The 20,347-nt window shown below is 59.5% G+C and carries 18 protein-coding genes and 2 pseudogenes; 17 read left to right on the forward strand and 3 right to left on the reverse strand.

Going from position 1 to position 20,347, the window contains the following annotated elements; translation table 11 throughout:
- Positions 1–441: 441 nt before the first annotated feature.
- The 3 genes from NKJ01_RS18375 (at position 442) to lpxD (ending at position 4,042) form a co-directional block, all read left to right on the forward strand.
- A complete protein-coding gene (locus NKJ01_RS18375; RefSeq protein WP_352729934.1) occupies positions 442–1,614 on the forward strand; it encodes a patatin-like phospholipase family protein in 1,173 nt (390 codons plus the stop codon).
- Positions 1,615–1,769: 155 nt separating this feature from the next.
- Complete coding sequence (locus NKJ01_RS18380; protein WP_352729935.1) at positions 1,770–2,531, forward strand: DUF3313 domain-containing protein; 762 nt, start codon at positions 1,770–1,772, stop codon at positions 2,529–2,531.
- Positions 2,532–3,007: 476 nt separating this feature from the next.
- Positions 3,008–4,042: a UDP-3-O-(3-hydroxymyristoyl)glucosamine N-acyltransferase gene (gene lpxD, locus NKJ01_RS18385; RefSeq protein ID WP_352729937.1), complete on the forward strand. Its 1,035-nt coding sequence runs from the start codon at positions 3,008–3,010 to the stop codon at positions 4,040–4,042.
- Between the two features lie 586 nt (positions 4,043–4,628).
- Here the strand turns inward: lpxD and NKJ01_RS18390 are convergent.
- Complete coding sequence (locus NKJ01_RS18390; protein WP_352729939.1) at positions 4,629–5,663, reverse strand: LacI family DNA-binding transcriptional regulator; 1,035 nt, start codon at positions 5,661–5,663, stop codon at positions 4,629–4,631.
- Between the two features lie 173 nt (positions 5,664–5,836).
- Here NKJ01_RS18390 and NKJ01_RS18395 point away from each other — a divergent pair, with 173 nt between their 5' ends.
- The 14 genes and pseudogenes from NKJ01_RS18395 (at position 5,837) to NKJ01_RS18460 (ending at position 18,555) form a co-directional block, all read left to right on the forward strand.
- Entirely contained in the window at positions 5,837–6,883 is a 1,047-nt protein-coding gene (locus NKJ01_RS18395; RefSeq protein WP_352601016.1) for a sterol desaturase family protein, read from the forward strand.
- Between the two features lie 97 nt (positions 6,884–6,980).
- Positions 6,981–7,946, forward strand: coding sequence for a sugar ABC transporter substrate-binding protein (locus tag NKJ01_RS18400; protein ID WP_352729941.1), 966 nt, complete (start codon positions 6,981–6,983; stop codon positions 7,944–7,946).
- Between the two features lie 99 nt (positions 7,947–8,045).
- Positions 8,046–9,098, forward strand: a complete 1,053-nt coding sequence (locus NKJ01_RS18405; protein WP_352729943.1) for an ABC transporter permease — start codon at positions 8,046–8,048, stop codon at positions 9,096–9,098.
- Positions 9,098–10,117, forward strand: coding sequence for an ABC transporter permease (locus NKJ01_RS18410; protein ID WP_352730043.1), 1,020 nt, complete (start codon positions 9,098–9,100; stop codon positions 10,115–10,117). The genes NKJ01_RS18405 and NKJ01_RS18410 overlap by 1 nt, the downstream gene beginning before the upstream one ends.
- Positions 10,118–10,239: 122 nt before the next feature.
- Complete coding sequence (locus NKJ01_RS18415; RefSeq protein ID WP_352601022.1) at positions 10,240–11,085, forward strand: ATP-binding cassette domain-containing protein; 846 nt, start codon at positions 10,240–10,242, stop codon at positions 11,083–11,085.
- Positions 11,086–11,170: 85 nt separating this feature from the next.
- Positions 11,171–12,175 carry a Gfo/Idh/MocA family oxidoreductase gene (locus tag NKJ01_RS18420; protein ID WP_352601024.1) on the forward strand — a complete coding sequence of 335 codons (1,005 nt, stop codon included), beginning with the start codon at positions 11,171–11,173 and terminating at the stop codon, positions 12,173–12,175.
- A pseudogene (locus tag NKJ01_RS18425) lies at positions 12,172–13,129 on the forward strand (sugar phosphate isomerase/epimerase family protein). Before NKJ01_RS18420 ends, NKJ01_RS18425 begins: the two are co-directional and overlap by 4 nt.
- A 12-nt stretch (positions 13,130–13,141) precedes the next feature.
- Positions 13,142–13,450 carry a MocE family 2Fe-2S type ferredoxin gene (locus NKJ01_RS18430; RefSeq protein WP_352601028.1) on the forward strand — a complete coding sequence of 103 codons (309 nt, stop codon included), beginning with the start codon at positions 13,142–13,144 and terminating at the stop codon, positions 13,448–13,450.
- A 6-nt stretch (positions 13,451–13,456) separates the two neighbouring features.
- Positions 13,457–14,239, forward strand: coding sequence for a TIM barrel protein (locus tag NKJ01_RS18435; protein ID WP_352729946.1), 783 nt, complete (start codon positions 13,457–13,459; stop codon positions 14,237–14,239).
- A 4-nt stretch (positions 14,240–14,243) separates the two neighbouring features.
- Complete coding sequence (locus NKJ01_RS18440) at positions 14,244–15,068, forward strand: 3-methyl-2-oxobutanoate hydroxymethyltransferase (RefSeq protein ID WP_352729948.1); 825 nt, start codon at positions 14,244–14,246, stop codon at positions 15,066–15,068.
- Positions 15,069–15,312: 244 nt separating this feature from the next.
- On the forward strand, positions 15,313–16,197 hold the full coding sequence (gene purU, locus NKJ01_RS18445; RefSeq protein WP_352729950.1) for a formyltetrahydrofolate deformylase: 885 nt from the start codon (positions 15,313–15,315) through the stop codon (positions 16,195–16,197).
- 84 nt (positions 16,198–16,281) lie between these two features.
- Complete coding sequence (locus tag NKJ01_RS18450; RefSeq protein WP_352729952.1) at positions 16,282–16,599, forward strand: MurR/RpiR family transcriptional regulator; 318 nt, start codon at positions 16,282–16,284, stop codon at positions 16,597–16,599.
- A 562-nt stretch (positions 16,600–17,161) separates the two neighbouring features.
- Positions 17,162–17,920 (forward strand): SDR family oxidoreductase, encoded by a 759-nt coding sequence (locus NKJ01_RS18455; RefSeq protein ID WP_352729954.1) that lies wholly within the window; start codon positions 17,162–17,164, stop codon positions 17,918–17,920.
- Between the two features lie 224 nt (positions 17,921–18,144).
- Positions 18,145–18,555, forward strand: a complete 411-nt coding sequence (locus tag NKJ01_RS18460; protein WP_352601040.1) for a cupin domain-containing protein — start codon at positions 18,145–18,147, stop codon at positions 18,553–18,555.
- A 215-nt stretch (positions 18,556–18,770) separates the two neighbouring features.
- Here NKJ01_RS18460 and NKJ01_RS18465 read toward each other — a convergent pair whose 3' ends face one another.
- Positions 18,771–19,019, reverse strand: coding sequence for a hypothetical protein (locus tag NKJ01_RS18465; protein ID WP_352729956.1), 249 nt, complete (start codon positions 19,017–19,019; stop codon positions 18,771–18,773).
- Positions 19,015–19,209 (reverse strand): annotated as a pseudogene (locus tag NKJ01_RS18470) (PAS domain-containing protein); the annotation flags it as partial. The gene NKJ01_RS18465 and the pseudogene NKJ01_RS18470, both read right to left, overlap by 5 nt.
- Positions 19,210–20,347 lie beyond the last annotated feature (1,138 nt).

Consider the following 20,347-nt stretch of genomic DNA (forward strand, 5'->3'; position numbering starts at 1 on the left):
AGTCACTTCGGTGCTGAAGCAAAGTCATGGTCCTGAGGGTGGTCAACAGGAGCGACCGTAGAAGCACTAGCATTGCGCCGCCGAATGGCGGGATTCGGTGCCGGCGACCCTCGGCCAGGGGCTTTGTGTAAGTGCTTCGGGTCGGGCTTAGCGGCCAGTCCGTCGTCCTTGGCCGCCGTGTGACTCTAGTGTCGTCGATTGCATTGTAGTTGCGCAGACGGTCGCCGAGCCGTCCGCTCGACTGAGTGACTGGGCACCGCGTCGCCGGAACGAGCCTCCCAATTGGCAGGTGCAACAACTCTTAACAATACATAACCCACGGCAATGACAAATCGGGATTAATGCCGCCAGACGCGATTACCAAGAACAGTCGCGGAGTATGCCAACCGGTAGAGACCTTGATGGTTCCTCCCGGCGATGGCCCGGGACAAGGCGGTAGACATGCATCGACTGGTGGCCATTGTCCTGCTGGCCTTTCTTGCTGGCTGTTTGGCGCCGGACCGGATTGTTTACGGGCCGAAGGCTGCGACGGTAGCCAGTATCCAAGGGTTCAGCGACATTCGTATTTATGCGGATTCCGGCCGGAAACTGCCCGAAGCTCACGCCTGGCTGCCCATCCCGAGATACAAGGAAATAAACTACCTAGTCTTGTCGAGCGGCGGTGGCGCAGGCGCATTCAGCGTCGGGGCGCTAAAAGCGTGGTCGGATAGTGGACAGCGACCGGAATTCGACATGGTCAGCGGCGTCAGCACGGGTGCGCTGATCGCGCCCTACGCCTTCCTCGGCTCGGCTTACGACCAGCCACTCGTGGACCTCTACACAAGCGGTGTCGCCAAGGATTTGGTCGATGCAGATTTCCTGCCGAGGGGCCTGTTCGGAGCAAGCCTCCTGAAACAGGAGCCGCTGCGAAAAATGGTCGAGCGCTATCTGACGCGAGACATACTGGAAAAAATCGCGGCTGAGCACCGCAAGGGGCGACGACTGCTCGTTTTGACCTCGAACCTCGATTCCCAAAGAGCCGTGATCTGGAACATGGGCGCCATCGCGAGCAGTGAGCGGCCCGGTTCGCTGAAACTCTTCCAGGACATCCTCATCGCCTCGGCAAGTATCCCCGGCATTTATCCGGCCGTGCTCATCAAGGCCGAGGCTGGAGGGGAGGCGTTTGAAGAAATGCACTCTGACGGCGGTTCGGCTTCTCAAATCCTGACCATCCCGGAGGGGTGGATAGCCAATTCGGACAAAAGCGTCCGCCCTAAGAACCTCAAGTTCAACATGTACATCATTATCAACAATGCGCTGATGCCGGAATTTACCACGACAACGAACAATACGTTTGCTGTCATGGCCAGGGCGAATTCCACGCTCGTCAAGGCACAGACCCGCAGTGCGCTGCTGGCTACCTACGTCTACGCCCAAAGGAACGGCATTCGGTTCCGCGTGGCCTCGATCGACAAGCAGTTCCCCTACAGCATGACCGATCCGTTCAACACCGACTACATGCGCGCCGTCTACAACCTCGGTTACGCAGAAATGGCGAGCGGCAGCCTATGGCAAGACAGGCCCTTGTTCACCGACAAGGTTGCTGCCGCCCAGCCTGCGAAACAGACGCAATAGTCACCCGCTTGCCCCCCTCCATTCGCAAAGCCCACCAGGAGAACGAAGTGCCAAATCCCCGTATAAATCAGCCAGACGGTCGACCGCAGCATCGATCGATCGGTTTCGCGCTTCTGCCGTCGCTGCTTGTTTCGGCGGTTGCCGGTTGCACGTCGGTGCCGCTCCAGCCGGACAACTCGTTATCCTCCTATGACGGTCTCACCAAAGTCGATGGGCGGATCAGGAAGGCAGAATACAAGGCTGTCCCCGCTGATCTCACCGCAAGCAAGATAGTGTACATTGAACCGACGCTGGTTTCGCCAACCGCTGCGCAATCCTCGATAAAGGTCACTGATCAGGCCCTGGTGGCAACCGTGGTCAGCCGCGCGCTTTGCATAGGCGTCAGCGATCGGTTCACGGTCACGGACGACAGAGAAAACGCCGATCTGATCGTTCACGCGACGGTCACCCGCATTGTGCCCACCAACGCTACAGTCGCCGGCCTGTCGACCGTGGCGTCCATCGGGGCTTCGTTCGCGTCTTCCTCCGTTCCCGTTCCGAGGATTCCACTTGGACTGGGTGGACTTGCCGTCGAGGCCGAGGCGACCACGAAGGAGGGAAAACAGGCGGCTGCGATGGTGTGGTCGAAGGGCGCGAATTTCGTCACCACAGGCGCGCGGATGTCACAGATTGGCGACGCCTACTCTCTGGCGGAGAGTTTCGGAAGTGACTTCTCCAAGATGCTTGTCACGGGCAAAACGCCGTTCAAGTTTGGCCTCCCAAAGCTTCCGTCTTATCAGAAGCTGAAATCCGGGCTCGGCGGCAAACCCAAATATCAGGCTTGCGAAAGGTTCGGTCGTTCGCCAGGCCTGAAGGATTTCGCAGGCGGGCAACTCGGTTTGCCGCCATCCTGGACGGACAAGCCAGCTCGACAATAGGGGCGGCAAATTTGCGCCAAAGATCGGTCAAGGATCGTCCAGAAGGCTTGCTATGCCAATATCCGGTGGCAAGATACCCGGTGGCGAAGCCAGCTCGCAAGCGGACCCTCGTCGCGAGACTGGTCACATTCCGGTATTTTGTCTTCGACCACTTCATCGATGCAACACTTAGCGCGGTGGTCACGCTGATCATGATCGCGCTGGTAATAGGGCATGTATGCCAGAATGGTTTGGCCGTCGCTCACGGCCTGGAGCGGCGTCGCCGTCCCATTCGTCTTGCGCTGGGTGCGATGATGAGGGGGGATGGTAGATCCGCACCATCCTCTTATTGGAATCCGGCTTGCGGAACTGCGTCGTCCGCATGCGGACCCGCGGTGAATCGGTCGGCCTGCACTCCCCAACCCCCCGGCAGGCCGACCGACATCGATGAACGAAACACTCAACCAAGCCAATCCTGCCATGAACCGAGCCCGAGCGTGTCGCAGATTTCACCGCCGAGTGGATTAACTTTAGCCGAACTCGTGGAAGAAGCGGGAGTGTCGCTTCCGGCGTCCGCCGATCCAGGCACGCGTCTGCAGAGTGGGGCGAACCTGGAAACGGCCCAGTCATGGCACATCGCCTACATCGATCATGCCCGCTACGCGAACGCTTTGCGCGCCACCAAGGCCGGTGCTTGCTTTGTCTCGGAGCGCTTTGCCCATCTGGTGCCGCCCGACACCATTCCAATCATCGTCCGAGATCCTCGCCTGGTTTACGCAAGGGTCCTTGCCCGGCTGCATCCCGAGGCGCTGCGGGTCGCACCCCTTTTTTGCCGCGCCAATGCCACCGAGGGATGTTTTGTGCATCCATCGGCGCAGATTGGAGCCAGCGTCGTGCTCGATCCCGGCGTCGTCATCGGAGAGCGGGTGTTCATCGGCGCCGGCACCACGATAGGCGCCCATGCGGTGCTGGGGCCGGACGTGGTGATCGGCTGGGATTGTTCCATCGGCCCCAGCGTCACCATCACCCATTGCAACATGGGCGATCGGTCGATCGTTCATGCGGGGGTTCGTATCGGCCAGGACGGTTTCGGCTTCGCGATGAGCGCGTCAGGACATGTGAAGGTGCCGCAGCTCGGCCGCGTCACGATTGGCAACGATGTGGAGATTGGGGCCAACAGCGCGGTCGATCGTGGCAGCGTGGGCGACACTGTCATTGGAGACGGGACGAAGATCGATAATCTCGTCCAGGTTGCGCACAACGTGCGGATCGGGCGTCATTGCGTGATCACTGCCCAAGTCGGGATCGCGGGCTCGGCGGTGCTGGAGGACTACGTTGCCGTGGGTGGCCATAGCGCCATCGCTGGCCATCTGCGAATCGGCCAAGGCGCTCAACTTGCCGCAGCCTCCCGGCTCATGAGAGACGTTCCGGCAGGCGAACGCTGGGGCGGAATGCCGGCTAAACCCCTGCGAGAATGGTTCCGCGAGCAGACGACCCTCAAGAAACTAGCGAAGCATCGCGCCGGTGTCTGAACTCTGGAGCCACCCCATTTCAGCAGGCCATTCGCATGGGGCAGGCGTCGCAATGAATGTGGCCAAGTGCTAACGGTTCGCATCGTTCGAGGGGTTTCCGTGATTGCAGGAATTGATGGATGGGGCAGATACAGACAATCAATTAGTTACGAGCTACCGTGTGCAAAAATCGGACGCGAAAGTTCTGCTTCTCTTCTTTTTTCGTTCCCACGACGGGGCCGCCGACCGCCCTTTTCGGACGCTCTTCTGCCGACGATTTTGACCGATCCAATGCGGATGCTCGCCGGGATGTCCGTGAACCTCATTGTCCGCTGCGGCTCCAGTTTGCCTGAGGCTTTTCGAACTTTCTCAGCCCGAATTGCGGTTGCTAATGGACAAAGTGGGATACTAGATTCGGTTTGGATAGTTTGGATCGCCTCGACCTCCGGCTTGGTGCCTTCCTGACCGCGCGCATCAGCACGAAGGCCAGTGCTCTACGCTACGGCTGCTATGCGCCAAAACCAGCCGTTGAGGTCCCATTAGTGCGTCATCTGCAAGCGGACATCCTATCGGGTCCAGGATGCCGCGCCCGCAGCTGACATCTGCGTCAAATATTCTCCGGTGTGACAATTTCAAAAGGTATGGATCGCTGAAGGGTGGCAAATGGAGCTTGCGGTCCAATGACATCAGTCATCGTTTGGACAAGAAGGGCCGAGGTCGCTTCGAGCGGATGGCAAAGAGCTGCAGTGATCAGCCCCTCAGACAGTCCCTTTCGAGTTTCGGGTCCAATGTCACGGCATACTACTTTGATACCCGACCGCCGCTCAGGAGACACCTCCCTCAAGGCACGAAGTACACCAGTTATTCCGCCGCCGACGATCAGAATTCCGACAAGATCGTCAGTCGATTTCAGAAGCTCAGTCACCATTCGATAGGCCTCACTGGCTTCCTCGTGGGTCGGACGGCTTTCCTGTACCGCTAGCCGTGGAGCGTGCTCGCGCAAATAGGAACGGAAACTGGCGTCTGACACATCCTGGCATTGATACCGGTGGTTGCCTATGAAAACCGCTATACGACCCGGTCCGTGAGTGGTTTGGGTGATCAGGAAGGCTGCAGTGCGCCCCAGCTTCCAGTTGTCGGTGCCTACATATGCGGCCCTTTCCGGCGCGGACTGATCCGTGATGTAGGAGACAACCGGTTTGCCCATCTCCTTCAGCGAACGGATGGCCTGGCCAATGATGGGGTGATCCGCCGCGACCACCGCAACGGCGTCACATGAATCGCCCAGCGCAATCAGACGGCTCGCGATTGTCTCCGGCGTCAGCAGATCCACGAAGTCGACTATTGGATCGATGACCTCGTCGCGACGCTCGCGACAGGCGGCAATAATCTTTTTCCCGAACAATTGGTAGAGATCACGGGACGACTGCTGAAGCAGGAAGCCCAATCGGTAGTGTGGAGATATCTTACGAGCCCGATCATCAATGGCTCCGATTCCGTAAAACCCAATTTCCTCTGCTGCGCTTTGTACGCGTTGGACGGTCTTCGGGCGTACTGAAACGGTGCCACTTAGAATTCGGTTCACGGTCGCCACCGAAACGCCTGCCGCAGTAGCGAGATCGTGGATTGTCGGTCGCCTCATGAGCTCCATCCCAGCTATATCATCATGACTGATATCAAATGATACAAATGTAGCTTTGATATTATTTTCGCCTTCTAGAAATATCAAGCCTCCGATATGAATCGTGCCCAGTTGAGGGGCCGATCTTGTGAAGAGCCCAATGGGGTATAGCCCTGCGGGGAGGCGCTGTTACGATGGATGACCTTCAGTATGGAACACGCGACAAACGCGGCAATTGGGTGCCGCACCGCCGCGCCGAGCCGGCGCCGCTGTGGCATCGTCCGTTCAATGCAAAAAAGGTGGTGGCCTGGATTCCGGAATTTCTTTGGCCGTGGAATGCCTTCCATCTTGCGACGGCACTCATTTGGGTAAACCTGCTCATCCCGAGCTGGCACAGCCTGGCGAACTTCTCCTTGCTCAATTATTTTTGGCTATACGGCCTCAACGCTGCCGGCATCTTTTTCTTTTACGGATTCTTTGAGCTGCGATACTACGTCCAGCGCAGACAAGAGAACCGCTTCAAGTACAATCAGAAATTCCCTTCAGACGCACCGTCTGACGTGTTTTGGTTTCAAAGCCAGAACATCGACAATTTCACCCGCTCGTTCTTCGTCACCATACCACTGTGGACCGTGGTCGAGATCGTGATGCTGTGGGTCTATGCAAACAGTTGGGCGGTCTGGCTGCCATGGACGACCAATTGGCTTTACCTGTCATTCCTAGTGCTTATCGCGCCGGCCCTGCATGAGGTCTATTTCTTCTTCCTTCACCGGGCAATTCATTGGCCGCCGCTCTACAAATGGGTGCATTCGGTTCATCACAATTCCATCAATCCAAGCCCCTGGTCGTCGCTGTCAATGCATCCAGTCGAAGGCTTCCTCTACCATGCTGAAGCCTGGCTGCATCTGTTGATTCCTTCCAACCCGGTCTGCGCCTACTTCACGCTGCACGGTGCGGGATTTGGAGCCGTGAACGGCCACCTTGGCTTTGAGATATTCGAAATCACGGACAAAGCTAACCTCGATACCCATTCTTACTTGCACTACCTGCACCACAAGTATTTCGAGGTGAACTACGGCGGCGACGGGCTAGTACCCCTCGATAAGCTATTCGGTACTTGGCACGACGGCAGTAAGGAAGCCGACGAGGTCATGAAGGCGCGGTTCCGCAAAAAGAAGGAAAAGGTGCGTAGCCGGCAGGAAGGCCGCAGCGATCCGCCGTCAGGAATGCCGGCGGAATGACGAACCAAACGCAGTTCCGATTATGCCCAGGAGGAGCGGGCGCGGGACAGCCAATCTTTTGTTGAAGCCCTGCAGGGGTAAATCTGGGAGGAAGACTATGAAGCTTTTCAAGACGCTCGTGTCGACAGCGGTGCTGATCGGGTTCAGCACCGGCGCGACGTTCGCCGCCAACATCTTCGTCATCGGCGGCAAGCCGGACGATCCATTCTGGTCGATCGTCAAGCGTGGCGCCGAAGACGCCGGCAAAGTGGTCGAGGCCCAGGGCGGTAAGGTCACTTGGCTCGGACCCCAAAACTACGACAATCTGGGCGTGGACGCCGCCGAGCTGATCCGGCAGGCAATCGACCAGAAGGCCGACGCCATTGTCGGTCCGGACTGGGTGCCAGAAGCAATGGATCCTGCGTTCAAGGCCGTCAAGGATGCCGGCATTCCGCTGGTCATCTACAATGCTGGCGGGTTGAAGGCGGCCGATCGCCTCGGCGCGCTGAACTACGTCGGCTCTGACGACTACAAGGGTGGCGTCGCGGGCGGCGAGTACCTGGCCAAAGCCGGCAGCAAGAAAGGCGTCTGCATCAACACCCTCCCGGGTGCCGCCAATATCGAAGCTTATTGTGGTGGCTTCAAAGAGGGGATGAAGAATGGCGGCGGCGAGGCCGACGTGTTGCCCTTGCCCGCCACGTCGTTCGGTTCAGCTACAGCTGTTGCGCAGGCTGTGAAGGCCTATTTGCTGCAGCACTCGGACGTGACCGCCGTGTTCACCATCGGTAACGTTGACGCCAACTCCGCCATGAACGGCCTCACCCAGGCCGGAAAAAGTGATAAGGTTCGTCTCTGCGGCATCAACTTCGACGAGACCATCCTGAACAACATCAAGGATGGGAAACAGGCCTGCGCGATTGATCAGCAAGGCTACCTGCAGGGCTACCTCGCCGTGGCGATCCTGAACGGCAATGTGAACTACGGCCTCACCGTGCCCACTCGTGAGATCCTGACTGGACCTGGCATCATCGACAAGGCTTCCGTGGATGCTACCATCGCTGGTGTGAAAGCCGGGACGCGATAGCCCCTTTATTCAGTGCCGCCCTCGCATGGAGCGGGGGCGGCCATTCCATCTCCCTGCGGCGGCCTCATCGTGGCTTGCCGCCCGCTCGCGGATTACCCAATGGCACATCCCGTGACTTCCACATCGATCCAGACGGCGTACCCCACGCGGTCCGGACTCGCCCTCGGCCGGCTGGCGCGTCGACCAGAGTCGGGCTCGTTCCTTGGCCTGGTCGCGGTTCTGCTTTTCTTTGGCCTGTTCAGCGGAAGCGGCTTCCTATCGGCAGCCGGCACGGCCAGTTGGTTGAACATCGCGTCCGAGATTGGGATCATCGCCATGCCGATAGGGTTATTGATGATCGCCGGGGAACTCGACATCTCGGTCGGCGCCGTGATCCCCGCAGCGTCGCTTACCGCTGCCATCATCTCGGGTCACTATGGGCTTCCCGACTGGCTTGGCATAACGGCCGCGCTTGGCCTCGGCCTCGCTGTCGGCCTCCTCAACGGGCTCTTCGTGACGAGAACGACCATCCCGTCACTCATAATCACAATCGGCACCATGTTCCTCACGATGGGCCTGACGCTAGGTCTCACCGTCAAGATCGCCGGCAGCACCGGCGTGTCACTGGTGCCAGACCCGCTTACCAAGGCAATCTTCGGCGACTATCTCGGCGGCATGTTCCAAGTCACGATCCTGTGGTGGGTGCTGTTCGTGATTGGCCTATTCTGGCTGTTGCACATCTCCCCCCTGGGCAACTGGATCTATGCACTCGGTGGCGACAAGGAAAGTGCGCGCAACGTTGGCATTCCGACCAAGCGGCTGACCATCGGTCTGTTCATGCTATCCGGCTTCAGTGCCGCTTTCGTCGGGGTCAGCGAGGTGATGGTCTATCAGAGTGCGCAGGTTCTGGCTGGTCAGTCCTTTATCTTCAATTCCATCATGTGTGTGGTCATCGGGGGCGTTCTGCTCACGGGTGGCTTCGGCTCGATCGTTGGCATCGTGTTTGGCACGATTACCTTCTCGATCGTGAACCAGGGCATCTACTTCACCAGCCTGGATCCCAACATCGGAAGCATCATAATCGGCGCGCTTCTTTTGATCGCGGTGCTGACAAACGACACATTCCGGCAATTGGCACTCAGCTATTCTTCGAAGAGAGGAAAGCAGCCATGATGGACGTGATCAAATCCGTGCTGCGTCGTCCCGAAGCCGGCTCGATCCTCAGTCTTATTGGCGTGGTGTTGTTCTTCGTTCTATTCGGCGGCGCCAACCTGGGTACGCTCGTTGGCGCGGCGAGTTGGGTCAATTTCGCGGCCAATCTCGGCATCGTCGCCATTCCCGTCGGGCTGCTGATGATCTCAGGTGAACTGGACATTTCCATCGGCGCTCTGATCCCCGCTGGTTCCATGACAACCGCCATACTCACAGGTTACTACGGATTGCCAATAGGGGTAGGAATAGCTGGAGCGCTGGCAGTCGGCGTGGCGGTAGGCCTGGTCAACGGTCTGCTGACGATCCGCACCTCCGTGCCCTCGCTCATCATTACTCTGGCCACGCTGGTCGCCATGCAGGGGGTGGTGCTCAGTGCTTCGGTGCTTCTGACCAGTAATGCCAGCGTTGCCCTGACCGCACCGGATTGGGCCAAATTCCTCTTCGGCCAGTTGATCGGCGGCAGTCACCAAGTCATCATCATCTGGTGGGTCGCCTTCGCTGCTATCACAGGCTTCGTTCTGCACAAGACCCGTTACGGAAACTGGCTATTTGCAATGGGCGGCGACCGCGTCAGCGCCCGCAACGCCGGCATTCCGACAGACCGCGTGACCATTGCGCTGTTTGTGTTGTCGGCAGTCAGCGCCACTTTTGTCGGGATCTGTCAGGCGATCCTGTTCAATTCCGCCCAGGTCTCCGGTGGCATGAGCTTTATCTTCAACGCCATCGTGTCCGTGGTCGTGGGCGGCGTGCTGCTGACCGGCGGTTTCGGGTCGGTCGTGGGTATCTTCGTCGGCACCATCACCTTCGCCATCGTCAGCCAGGGCATCTACTTCACCCAGATTGACCGGAACTGGTCAAACCTGATCATCGGCGTGATGCTTCTGGTGGCGGTGATGATGAACCAGTCCTTCCGCGACCTGGCTCTGTACTTCAGGCCGCGGCGCGAGCGAAGCGTGCCGCGGGAGCCAGCAAACCCATGAAAAATGATCTGCTACAGCAGCCAAGCAATGGCCTCGCATCGATCGACGAGCATCGACCTTCAATTTCCTCGCCGAACAACAGTGTCAGGCCAGCCGGATCGCAGATGGGAGATGTGCCCGCCATGAACGACAAACCTGCCATTCTCGAACTGAGAAACGTCAACAAGTCCTTCGGACCAATCGACGTCCTGCACGATATTTCGCTGACGGTGCGCGCTGGCGAAGTTCTTTGTCTGCTCGGTGACAACGGCGCCGGCAAGTCGACCCTCATCAAAACGCTCGCCGGTGTCCACAAACCCACCAGCGGCCAGATACTGATGGACGGTCAGCCGGTTACCTTCTCTGGACCTCGGGAGGCCCAGGCACAAGGAATCGCTACAGTGCACCAGTTCGGCGGCACCTTCCCGCTGATGAGCATCGGGCGGTCCTTCTTCGTCGGCGTAGAGCCGACCAAAGGCTGGGGACCGTTCAAGATCTACGACCGCAAGCGCGCCAACGAAATCGCGGTGAAAGCGGTACGCGATTTCGGAATCACCCGCATCGATGACGGTGACCGCCTGGTAGGGGGACTGTCCGGCGGCGAACGCCAGTCGCTCGCCATTGCCCGTGCTGTGTATTTTGGAGCGCGCGTACTGATCCTGGACGAACCGACCGCGGCGCTCGGCGTCAAGCAGGCATCGCACGTGTTGCGTATCGTCAACGAGGCGAAGCGGCGCGGCCTGGCCGTGGTCTTCATCACCCACCAGGTCATGCACGCCATGGCCGTCGGCGATCATTTCGCGGTGCTGATCCGCGGCGCCATCGCCGCCGATTTCCGCAAAGGCCAACGGTCCCGCGAGGAGATCACAGATCTGATGGCAGGCGGCGAGACCATGGCCGACCTCGAAGCCCAGGTCGAGGGTTACATGGAAACGCATGAGGGGCACCCGCCGTCCCTCCAGGTGGTGGAGGGATCAGCCGCCCCGTAGACCCTTCCCTGGAGGCCCAGCAAGTCGGCTGCGCATCATGGCGCGCCGCTGCCCGTAAATTCGAAACGCAAGGAATAGGACTGAGATGACAATCCGCATTGCGGTGATCGGCGCCGGCTTAATGGGCGCAGATCATGCCAAGATAGTCGCCGAGGAGCTGCCCGGCGCAAAGCTCCAATTGGTCTGCGACATGGATGAGCAGCGCGCTCGTCTGGTCGCCGATGCATTTGGTGCCTTCGACATTGCCACTGACCCCCAGGGCGCCATCACGCGGCAAGACGTGGACGCCGTGATCATTGCGAGTCCCGATTTCACGCATGCGCCGCTTTCGATGGCCTGCATCGCCGCCGGCAAGCGGGTTCTATGCGAAAAACCGCTGTCACAAGCATCAGCTGACTGCATCGCCGTGATGGAAGCCGAACAGAAAGCGGGGGCGAAATTCGTCCAGCTCGGCTTCATGCGGCGTTACGACCGCTCCTATCAGGAAATGAAGCAAGCGCTTGATGATGGTCATCTCGGCCGGGCGCTGATCATGCACAATTTTCACCGCAATGTTGAAACGCCTGCGGCCGACTTCTCCGGCGCGATGGCTATCACCAATTCGGCCCCGCACGAATTCGATGTCGTGCGATATGTGCTCGGCACCGAATATGCTGCCATCTCCGCATTCCAGCCAAGCCGCTCTGACGCGCGTGTCGCACCTGTCTTCATGGTGTTGGAAACGGTGGACGGGCAGCTCGTCAATATCGAGATCAACAACAACGCCGCCTATGGCTATGACGTTCGTGCCGAGCTGATTGGCGAGAACGGCGCCGTGGCGACGAACAACGTTGCCTACACCCGCAGGGAGTCGGCGCTTGCCCAAAGCACAACCTACGACGCCGACTGGCGGACGCGCTATTACGACGCCTATCGCCGCCAGAACCGCGACTTCCTTCGCTTTGTCATGACTGGCGCGTTCCCCGCGACCGCCTCGGATTGCTGGGACGGCTATTGCGCCGCCGTCGTTGCCGAGGCCGGCGTGGTGGCGCTGAAAGAAGCCCGTCGTACGCCTGTGCAGATGATTGCAAAGCCGGAGTTCTACGCGTGAAGCTGGGTTTCGTATCAGACAGTCTCGGCGGTCTGCCTTTCGACGCGGTGTTGGACCATGCAAAGCGCATGGGGGTATCTGGCATCGAGGTGAATACCTGCGGTTGGTCGACCGCCCCGCATTTCCGGCTTTCGTCCATGCTGGGCGACAGCGAAGCGCGAGCGGTTTGCTGGAGCGTTCGAAGAACGTGGGCTGGAGATCATCAGCCTCAACGCCAACGGCAATCCGCTGCACCCGACGGATCCGGCCCAGGGCCAAGGGTTGAAAGACACGATCCGCGTCGCCGGCGAGATGGGCATTCGCACTGTCTGCACCATGAGCGGTCTGCCGGCAGGCAGCGCCAGCGATGTCATGCCGAACTGGGTCGTCTCGTCCTGGCCGCCGGAAACGCAGACCATGCTTAGATATCAATGGGAGGATAAGCTGATACCCTTCTGGACCGAGATCGCGGCGCTGGCGAAGGAAAACGGTGTCGATCGCATCGCGCTCGAACTCCACGGCAATCAGTGCGTATACAACGTGCCCTCGCTCCTGAAGCTTCGAGCAGCGGTAGGACCTGTCCTAGGCGCCAACCTGGACCCCTCGCACTTATTCTGGATGGGTGCTGATCCCCTCGCTGCCGCCGAAGCGCTAGGCGCGGCCGTTTATCATGTCCATGCCAAGGACACGATGCTGAACCGGCCCGTTCAGGCAACGACGTCGCTGCTTGAGAATGGCAGCCTGATGGACATTCCGGCCCGCTCGTGGAGCTACATCACGCTCGGCTTCGGCCATGGTGAGGAGTGGTGGCGTCAGTTCTGCTACCGGCTCAAGATGGCTGGCTACGACGGCTGGCTTTCCATCGAGCACGAGGACGTCCTTCTGAACTCGCTGGAGGGGCTCGAAAAGTCCGTCGCGCTGCTCCAGGGCGTGATGCCGTCAGCTCCCGCAGACTTCAAGCCGCAAGATATCTGAGGAGAGACGCATATGCCCTGGGTTGACGCTTGTGCCGCTGATGAAATCGAAGCCGAGGAAGCCAAACGCTTCGACAGTGGCGGCCGCACCTTCGCCATTTTCCGCAACGACGCGGATGAATACTATTGCACAGACGGGCTTTGCACGCATGAGAAGATCCACCTCGCGGACGGTCTCGTCATGGGGAACACGGTGGAATGCCCCAAGCACGCTTCCGTTTTTGACTTCACGACCGGCGAAGTAGAGACGCCCCCGGCCTGCGAGAACCTCAAGACTTACAAGACAAAGGTCGAGAATGGCCGCGTCATGGTCGAGGTTTGAGTCATCATGGGCCAAATCTTTCAACTCGCCGCTTGCGCCGAAATGCTCTGGCGCGACAAGCCCATCGAATGGCGCGCCGCTCGCCTGCACGAGATGGGGTTCGAGGTCGGCCTCTGGAATTGGCCCGACCATGATCTGACGAAGCTGGAGAAATCAGGAGCGACCTTCTCCATCATGAACGGCTACCTGCGCGGGCGCCTGACCGATGAGGAGGGGGCTGCGGAGTTGCTGGAAACGGCGCGACAGACCGCCCAGGTGGGAAAACGCCTCGGCGTCGCGCGGTTGAACCTCCACGGAACGGGCCTCGGCGAGGGTGGCTTGCCGGTCATGCCGGTCGAGATGGTCACCGGTGCCATGTGGCTGAAAGCGCGCGATACGCTGCACCGCGTTGCGGAAATGGCCGAGAAGGAGGACGTGACCTTCACGCTGGAAAACCTCAATCTTCCTGTCGATCACCCCGGCGTGCCCTTCGGACGCGCGGAAGACACGCTGGCGCTGGTTTCGTCGATCGACCATCCGCGCTTGCGCCTCAACTTGGATCTCTACCATGCGCAGATCGGCGAAGGGAACTTGATCGAACTCTGCCGGGCCTGCCTGCCGTGGATCGGCGAGGTCCAGGTCGCGGATGTGCCGGGCCGCATGGAGCCGGGCACAGGCGAAGTGAACTGGCATGCCATCGCCAAGGCGCTGAAGGCGATGGGCTACGCCGGCCCCATCGGGATGGAAGCCTTCGCCTCAGGCGACCCGGAAGCCGCGCTCGAAGCATTCCGCAACGCATTCACGGTGTAAGACAATGGTCCACAGGAACACACGTCCCACAGTCGCTGACATCCGAGCCATGAAGGCGCGCGGGCAGAAAATCTCGATGCTCTACGTGACGACGCTCGAAGAGGCGGCAGCGGCCGACGCGGCTGGCATCGACATGCTCTCCATCGAGGGCCGTTTCTTCTCCCCCGACATGCGCGAGGCGGCTGGGCGTTGCTTCGTCCAGGTGGGACTGCCATACGGCGGCTGGGGGACCTTCAACGGCCGCCCGCTGGCGACGGCCGAGGACTATCTGCGCGCAGCCTTCCATTTTGCCGCGATCGGCGGCGACTGCTTTTATTGCGCGGCCGCCTACGACATTCAGAAGGCACTCTGTGACAACCACGTGCCGATCGTCGCGCATGTCGGGCTTGTCCCTTCATACATCACCTGGACCGGGTTCCGCGCCGTAGGCAAGACCGCTCAGGAAGCTCTTAAGGTCTGGCAGCAGGTAAAGCAGCTTGAAGCTATAGGTTGCTTCGGGGCTGAGCTCGAAGTCGTGCCGGACCGGATCGGCGAGTTCATTTCGAAGAACACGTCGATGATCATGCTCGGTATGGGGGCCGGTCCGGGAGCCGATGCGCAATACCTGTTCGCGGAGGACGTGCTGGGCCACACCGACGGCCACAAGCCACGCCACGCCAAGACCTATCGCAATTTCGCAGCGGAGTATGCGCGGCTCCAGCAAGAGCGGATTGCCGCGTTCAAGGAATTCATCGCCGACGTCGGTTCCGGCGCCTACCCGCAGCCGCAGCACAATGTTTCGATCGCGGAGGCGGAATACGGCCAATTCCTGGAACAGGCGAAAGCCTGAACCAGCTCCAGAGCCATCCCTCAAATGGGGAGGGGACGGCCTCGTCCCCATCAGCGGGCAAGCACCTTCAAAGCTTTCTCGCTGATTTGAAGCTTAACCAGACACAGCAAAGCCAGAGGACAACCATGCTCAAAATCGCCCGTCCCTGGTGGCGTCGGCCCAATGACGATCGCCTGCCTGCTTCCAACGCGCTGACAGCGTTTCGTCGCAGCCTTCAGGCGTAGTCCGCTCAGGAAGAGAGCCAATGTTGAACTTTGCACTTCGCGTCAAATGCCGCTCCACCAGGGGGATCGTCGCTGCGATCTCGACCTTTCTCGCCGACCAGACCTGCAACATTACCGACAGCGCGCAGTTCGACGACGCCGACACCGGCAACTTCTTCATGCGGGTGAGCTTCCGCTCCGAAGGCGGGTGGGGGCTGGAAGAACTCCGTTCGGGCTTCAAAACAATCGCCTCGCACTTCGGCATGGAGTGGGAGTTCTTCGACGAGAGCGTCAAGCGCAGGGTCATCATAATGGTTTCGCGCTTTGGCCATTGCCTCAACGATCTTCTCTATCGCTGGCGTATCGGAGCGCTTCCGATCGACATCGTCGCAGTGATCTCCAATCACATGGATTACCAGAAAGTCGTCGTGAACCACGACATCCCGTTTCACCTCATCAAGGTGACGAATGAGAACAAGGCCGAGGCAGAGGCACAGCAGATGCGCGTCGTCGAGGAGACAGGCGCCGAGTTGGTTGTCCTGGCGCGGTACATGCAGGTTCTCTCGGAAGAGATGTGCCGGAAAATGTCAGGCCGGATCATCAACATCCACCATTCCTTCCTGCCCTCGTTCAAGGGCGCCAATCCCTACAAACAGGCCTACGAGCGAGGTGTAAAGCTGATCGGAGCCACTTCACACTACGTGACGACCGATCTGGACGAGGGCCCGATCATCGAGCAGGACACGATCCGTGTGACGCATGCGCAGTCCAATGAGGACTATGTCAGCCTCGGCCGCGACGTCGAGGCACAGGTGCTCTCCCGGGCAATTCACGCCCATATCCACCGACGGGTTTTCCTCAACGGCAACAAGACCGTCGTTTTCCCTGCCTCGCCCGGATCGTTCGCCTCCGAGCGCTTGGGCTGACGTGGCTCTTGAAAGCCTTGCCGTCATGGGCTGGATCTCAGGACCGTCTGGCTGCCGGTTCTTGGAAGTTCTGGAGGTGTTCGGATGAAATCGCCTGTACTTGCACACAGACCGAAATGTCTTGATGAGATCAAAACTGCGATCGCGAAGCGCGAGCTTCGATTGACCCCCGCTCTCGAGAAGGTAGCTCGGCAAGCACTCGAAAAACCGGAGATCATTGCATTTGAAAGCGCTGAGGCAATCGCCCGCCGTTGTGGCGTCGGCACTACCGCGCTGACAAGGCTTGCCCGCTGTTTTGGATTCACTGCTTTTCGAGAGATGAAGAAGTTTTTTCAGGATAATATGCGCGCTCGAGGCGGGCGCTCTTTGCCGCCAAGCCACGAACGTGGTCGACCAGGGTGAAAATCTTCGACACGCGTGCAGAGCTAGCGCTGATCGTCAGATTGCTAGGCCGAGTAATCAAATCGCATTGAGTAGCGCGGCGGCATGATCGGGTTGCGCTTACCCCGCAGACCGGCTGGAACTCAATGCCAGAAAAGGTCAGGTGGTGACGACGTCCATCCCAACCTACGGTCCGCTCTCTAAGGTCAGTAGCACGAGAGCTGCCATTCCGCTTCCGTGCCCCAAAGCTGCCTGACCGGAATGCGCCTCAGTGCGGTCGAAGAGGAATTTGCCGCTGGCCGAAGCTGCCTCTCAGCCGACCTTGATGGTGATGGCCCCTGGCCGCTCCCGGGCGGCATGCCGGCTTAGCTAGTACCTCAAGTCGCTGTCTCCCTGCTGACTAGAGTCCCCGTTCGACGGATGCATTCGTCCTAGACCTTCGCATCGCATGACAGATGCTTCCGGTCGATAGCCTGGACCGGCAGCCCCGGTGCACTGTCTCGAACGAAGACAAGCGATGCGCCGGCCACTTGGCCGCTCGATCAGAAAATCGAAACTGAATCACGGACCGAGGAAGTACGTCATGAAGATCGTAGTTATTGGTGGAACCGGACTGATCGGCTCGAAGACAGTCGAGAGGCTGCGTAAGAAGGGCCATGATGTGCTCGCAGCGTCACCTAACGGCGGCGTCAACACGATCACCGGCGAGGGTCTCTCCGAAGCGCTTGCGGGAGCGCAGGTCGTCATCGACCTGGCCAATTCGCCCTCTTTCGAGGACAAGGCCGTTCTGGAGTTCTTCGAGACCTCTGGCCGGAACTTGCTCGCAGCAGAAAAAACCGCGGGCGTGAAGCACCACATCGCCCTTTCGATCGTGGGCGCCGAGCGTCTGCCTGATAGCGGCTACATGCGCGCCAAGATGGCCCAGGAAAGGCTGATCCGAGGCTCCGCAATCCCATACACGATTGTCCACTCGACGCAGTTTTTCGAATTTCTGAGCGGCATTGCCCAGTCGGGTACTGTCGGAGACGTCACGACAGTTCCGAATGCCTATTTTCAACCAATCGCGTCTGACGACGTCGCGGACATCATGACGGATGTGGCGCTTTCGCCACCGGTCAATGGCGTGATCGAGATTGCAGGCCCAGAGCCGATCCGCATGAGCGACCTCGTTGCTAGATTTCTGAAGGCAACGAACGATCCGCGTAAAGTAACAGCGGATCCCCAGGCACGCTATTTTGGCACGGAACTTAACGATCGCTCCCTCGTGCCAGGCGATCATCCGCGCATCGGTGCAACGGACTTCGAAGACTGGTTCGGCCACGCCCAGCTCCAGCGGAACTGATCTGTGATTTGCGTGCCGCTCGACGGCGGGACACTGAAGGTTTCTGAGAGTGTTCCGCACGTACGTCATGTCACGGCCCAGCGCGACATAGCCAAACTGATCTGCTCGCCTTCATCAGGTCATAGGCTCACGCCGCTCCCCCCGGCAAGAGCCTGATCGCCGGCCGCCCCTCCCATCGGCCGGCGATCCCTTCTTCACCTCATCGCAAACAAGGAACCCAAACCATGATTAAGACCATCCTCTGTACCGCTGCTCTTGCAGCTGTTTTTGCAACCGCGGCCAAGGCCGACGATTCTTCAGGCGCAAAGGTGACCATGGTCTACGACCACCAACTCCCGAATGTGCCCGGCAAGAGCATGCGTGCCGTGCTGGTCGAGTATGGGCCTGGCGGCAGCTCCCCGTCACATACTCACGCGAAGTCGGCCTTTATCTTCGCAACGGTTCTGGAAGGCGCGATCCGCAGTCAGGTCAATAATGGGCCAGTGACCACCTATCGGACTGGCGACAGTTGGTCCGAGTTCCCCGGTGATCATCACGGCGTCAGCGGAAATGCCAGCACCACCGAGCCTGCTCGATTGCTTGCCGTGTTCGTCGTTGATACGGACGACACAAACCTGACGACATTCGAAAAGTGAGGTCGACAGAAGGTAGGGCGATCTCGGAGGACTTTGATGCACATCGAACAACTCAACGCGCCGACAAAGGCTCGCCTTATGGTGATCGAGGCCAACTCGGCGGCGCAAGCCGCGGCGCTTTCGCTTTCGAAGCCTGGCATTGGCCTTGTCGTTGTATGCGGCGAAAACGGAGCGGCGGCTGGCGTGCTAAGCGAATCCGACCTCATCCGCCCACCTCACCAGCCCGATATCGCGGGCATCCCCAGCATCCGCCCTAATGACCAGCCCAGTCGTGTCGTGCGGTCCGGGAGATGATCTCCGCTGGCGGCGCGCAGGGCGCGCGCGAGCCGCTCGTCCCCCAGACGCAGTGATTCCTGCGCGCGGACCTCGTCGTCGATGTCGAAATTGACGCCGTACAAGCGAAGGATTGTTCTGTCTTCGTCGCGCAACGGTTGAACGCGAATCGATGCAGCGATATTCGCCATCCTTGCTGCACAGCCGACCTTTGTGCTGGAGTGGCTCTCCCCGGGCAAATGACTTCTGAAACACGGCCTTGACGCCCGCCTGGTCATTCTGATGAAACAACTCCACATGCGAGGCGAACTGCCGCGTGCCTCGCGGTTCCTCCTTGGCTGAACTGATGCCCGCCCAGTCTGCGAACCGTTTTGATGAAATAGTACGGCAATCCCGCCGGCGTCATCAGCCAGATCATCGTGGGCACCGTATCGATCAGCAGCCTGAGCTCCCTCTCGCTCCTGCGCAGCGCGGTCTCCGCTTTGCGCCGGTCGTCTATGTCCTCGGTATGGCCATGCCAGCCGACGATTCGTCCCTGGTCATCGCGCGAGGCATCTCTAGGCTGTGGCGCCATTGCGCCATGCTCGCCTCGACATCGTCGGGGTGGACAAATCTCCGCCACCGAGACAAGTCGTCGGCATCCATGATCTCGCGCATTTCCTCGACCGTGACGCCAATGTACCCAAAGGGCTGCGGGAGTGAGAAACCGAAGGCGTCCGTCCGGACAGGCGGACCAGGCGATGCCCGGAATATCGGCGATGCCCGACCCGGCACTCTGGTAAAGTCGGTTATAGAAGCTGATGGTCCCGAAGATTCTTACCACCAGCCAAAGTGCAAACGCCCCGAAACAAACGCCGCGAACCGAGCAAGACCGTTCTCTGTGACGTATTCCGGCGACAGCAGGATCGCCGCTGACACCAAGCTCACGGCTGCTACGGCATCCGATCCCGCCTTCCAGCCCATGCAGACGCAGACAATTGCGACCACGACCAACAGGTCAGATGGCTCATGGGTTAAAAGCGTAACCAAAACGCATCCAACGCCAATCGCGGCAGGCCATGGCGTGGCGCTGCCGCAATGAGGTTAGTTCCATCTGAGACCCTCTGGATCCGCTTCCCCGGCCGACCTGTCATCGTGGCCGCGTCTACTCAGTCGCAAGGCGCCCCGTTTTTTACCGATTCTGCGACTGCTTTCCCGGCAGCCGAAGCCATCTTCAACTGGCACTGAAATAGGTTGGAGGCGGCTGACAATCGTTGAATGGATGTGAGACGGACCGCGAATTTTTTCACAGTCACTTCGCTAAAACCAAGATCGAACGCAATCTCCTTTCGTCGCACCGGACACCACGAATTCTGGGCTGAGGAAAACGACAACTTCTCCTCAATATCTGACATGACAGAAGCATTGAGGCCAGTGCAACACGGCAACGATGTAGGCATGGAGGTTTGTTTAGACAGACTTAGCCTGAGTATAGGGCCCCATCTGGTTTGAGCGCTGCAGCCGCGCAGCAGCGTTGGAG

It is taken from the genome of Mesorhizobium sp. M0276 (assembly GCF_040321755.1).
In the GTDB taxonomy this organism is placed as follows: Bacteria; Pseudomonadota; Alphaproteobacteria; order Rhizobiales; family Rhizobiaceae; genus Mesorhizobium.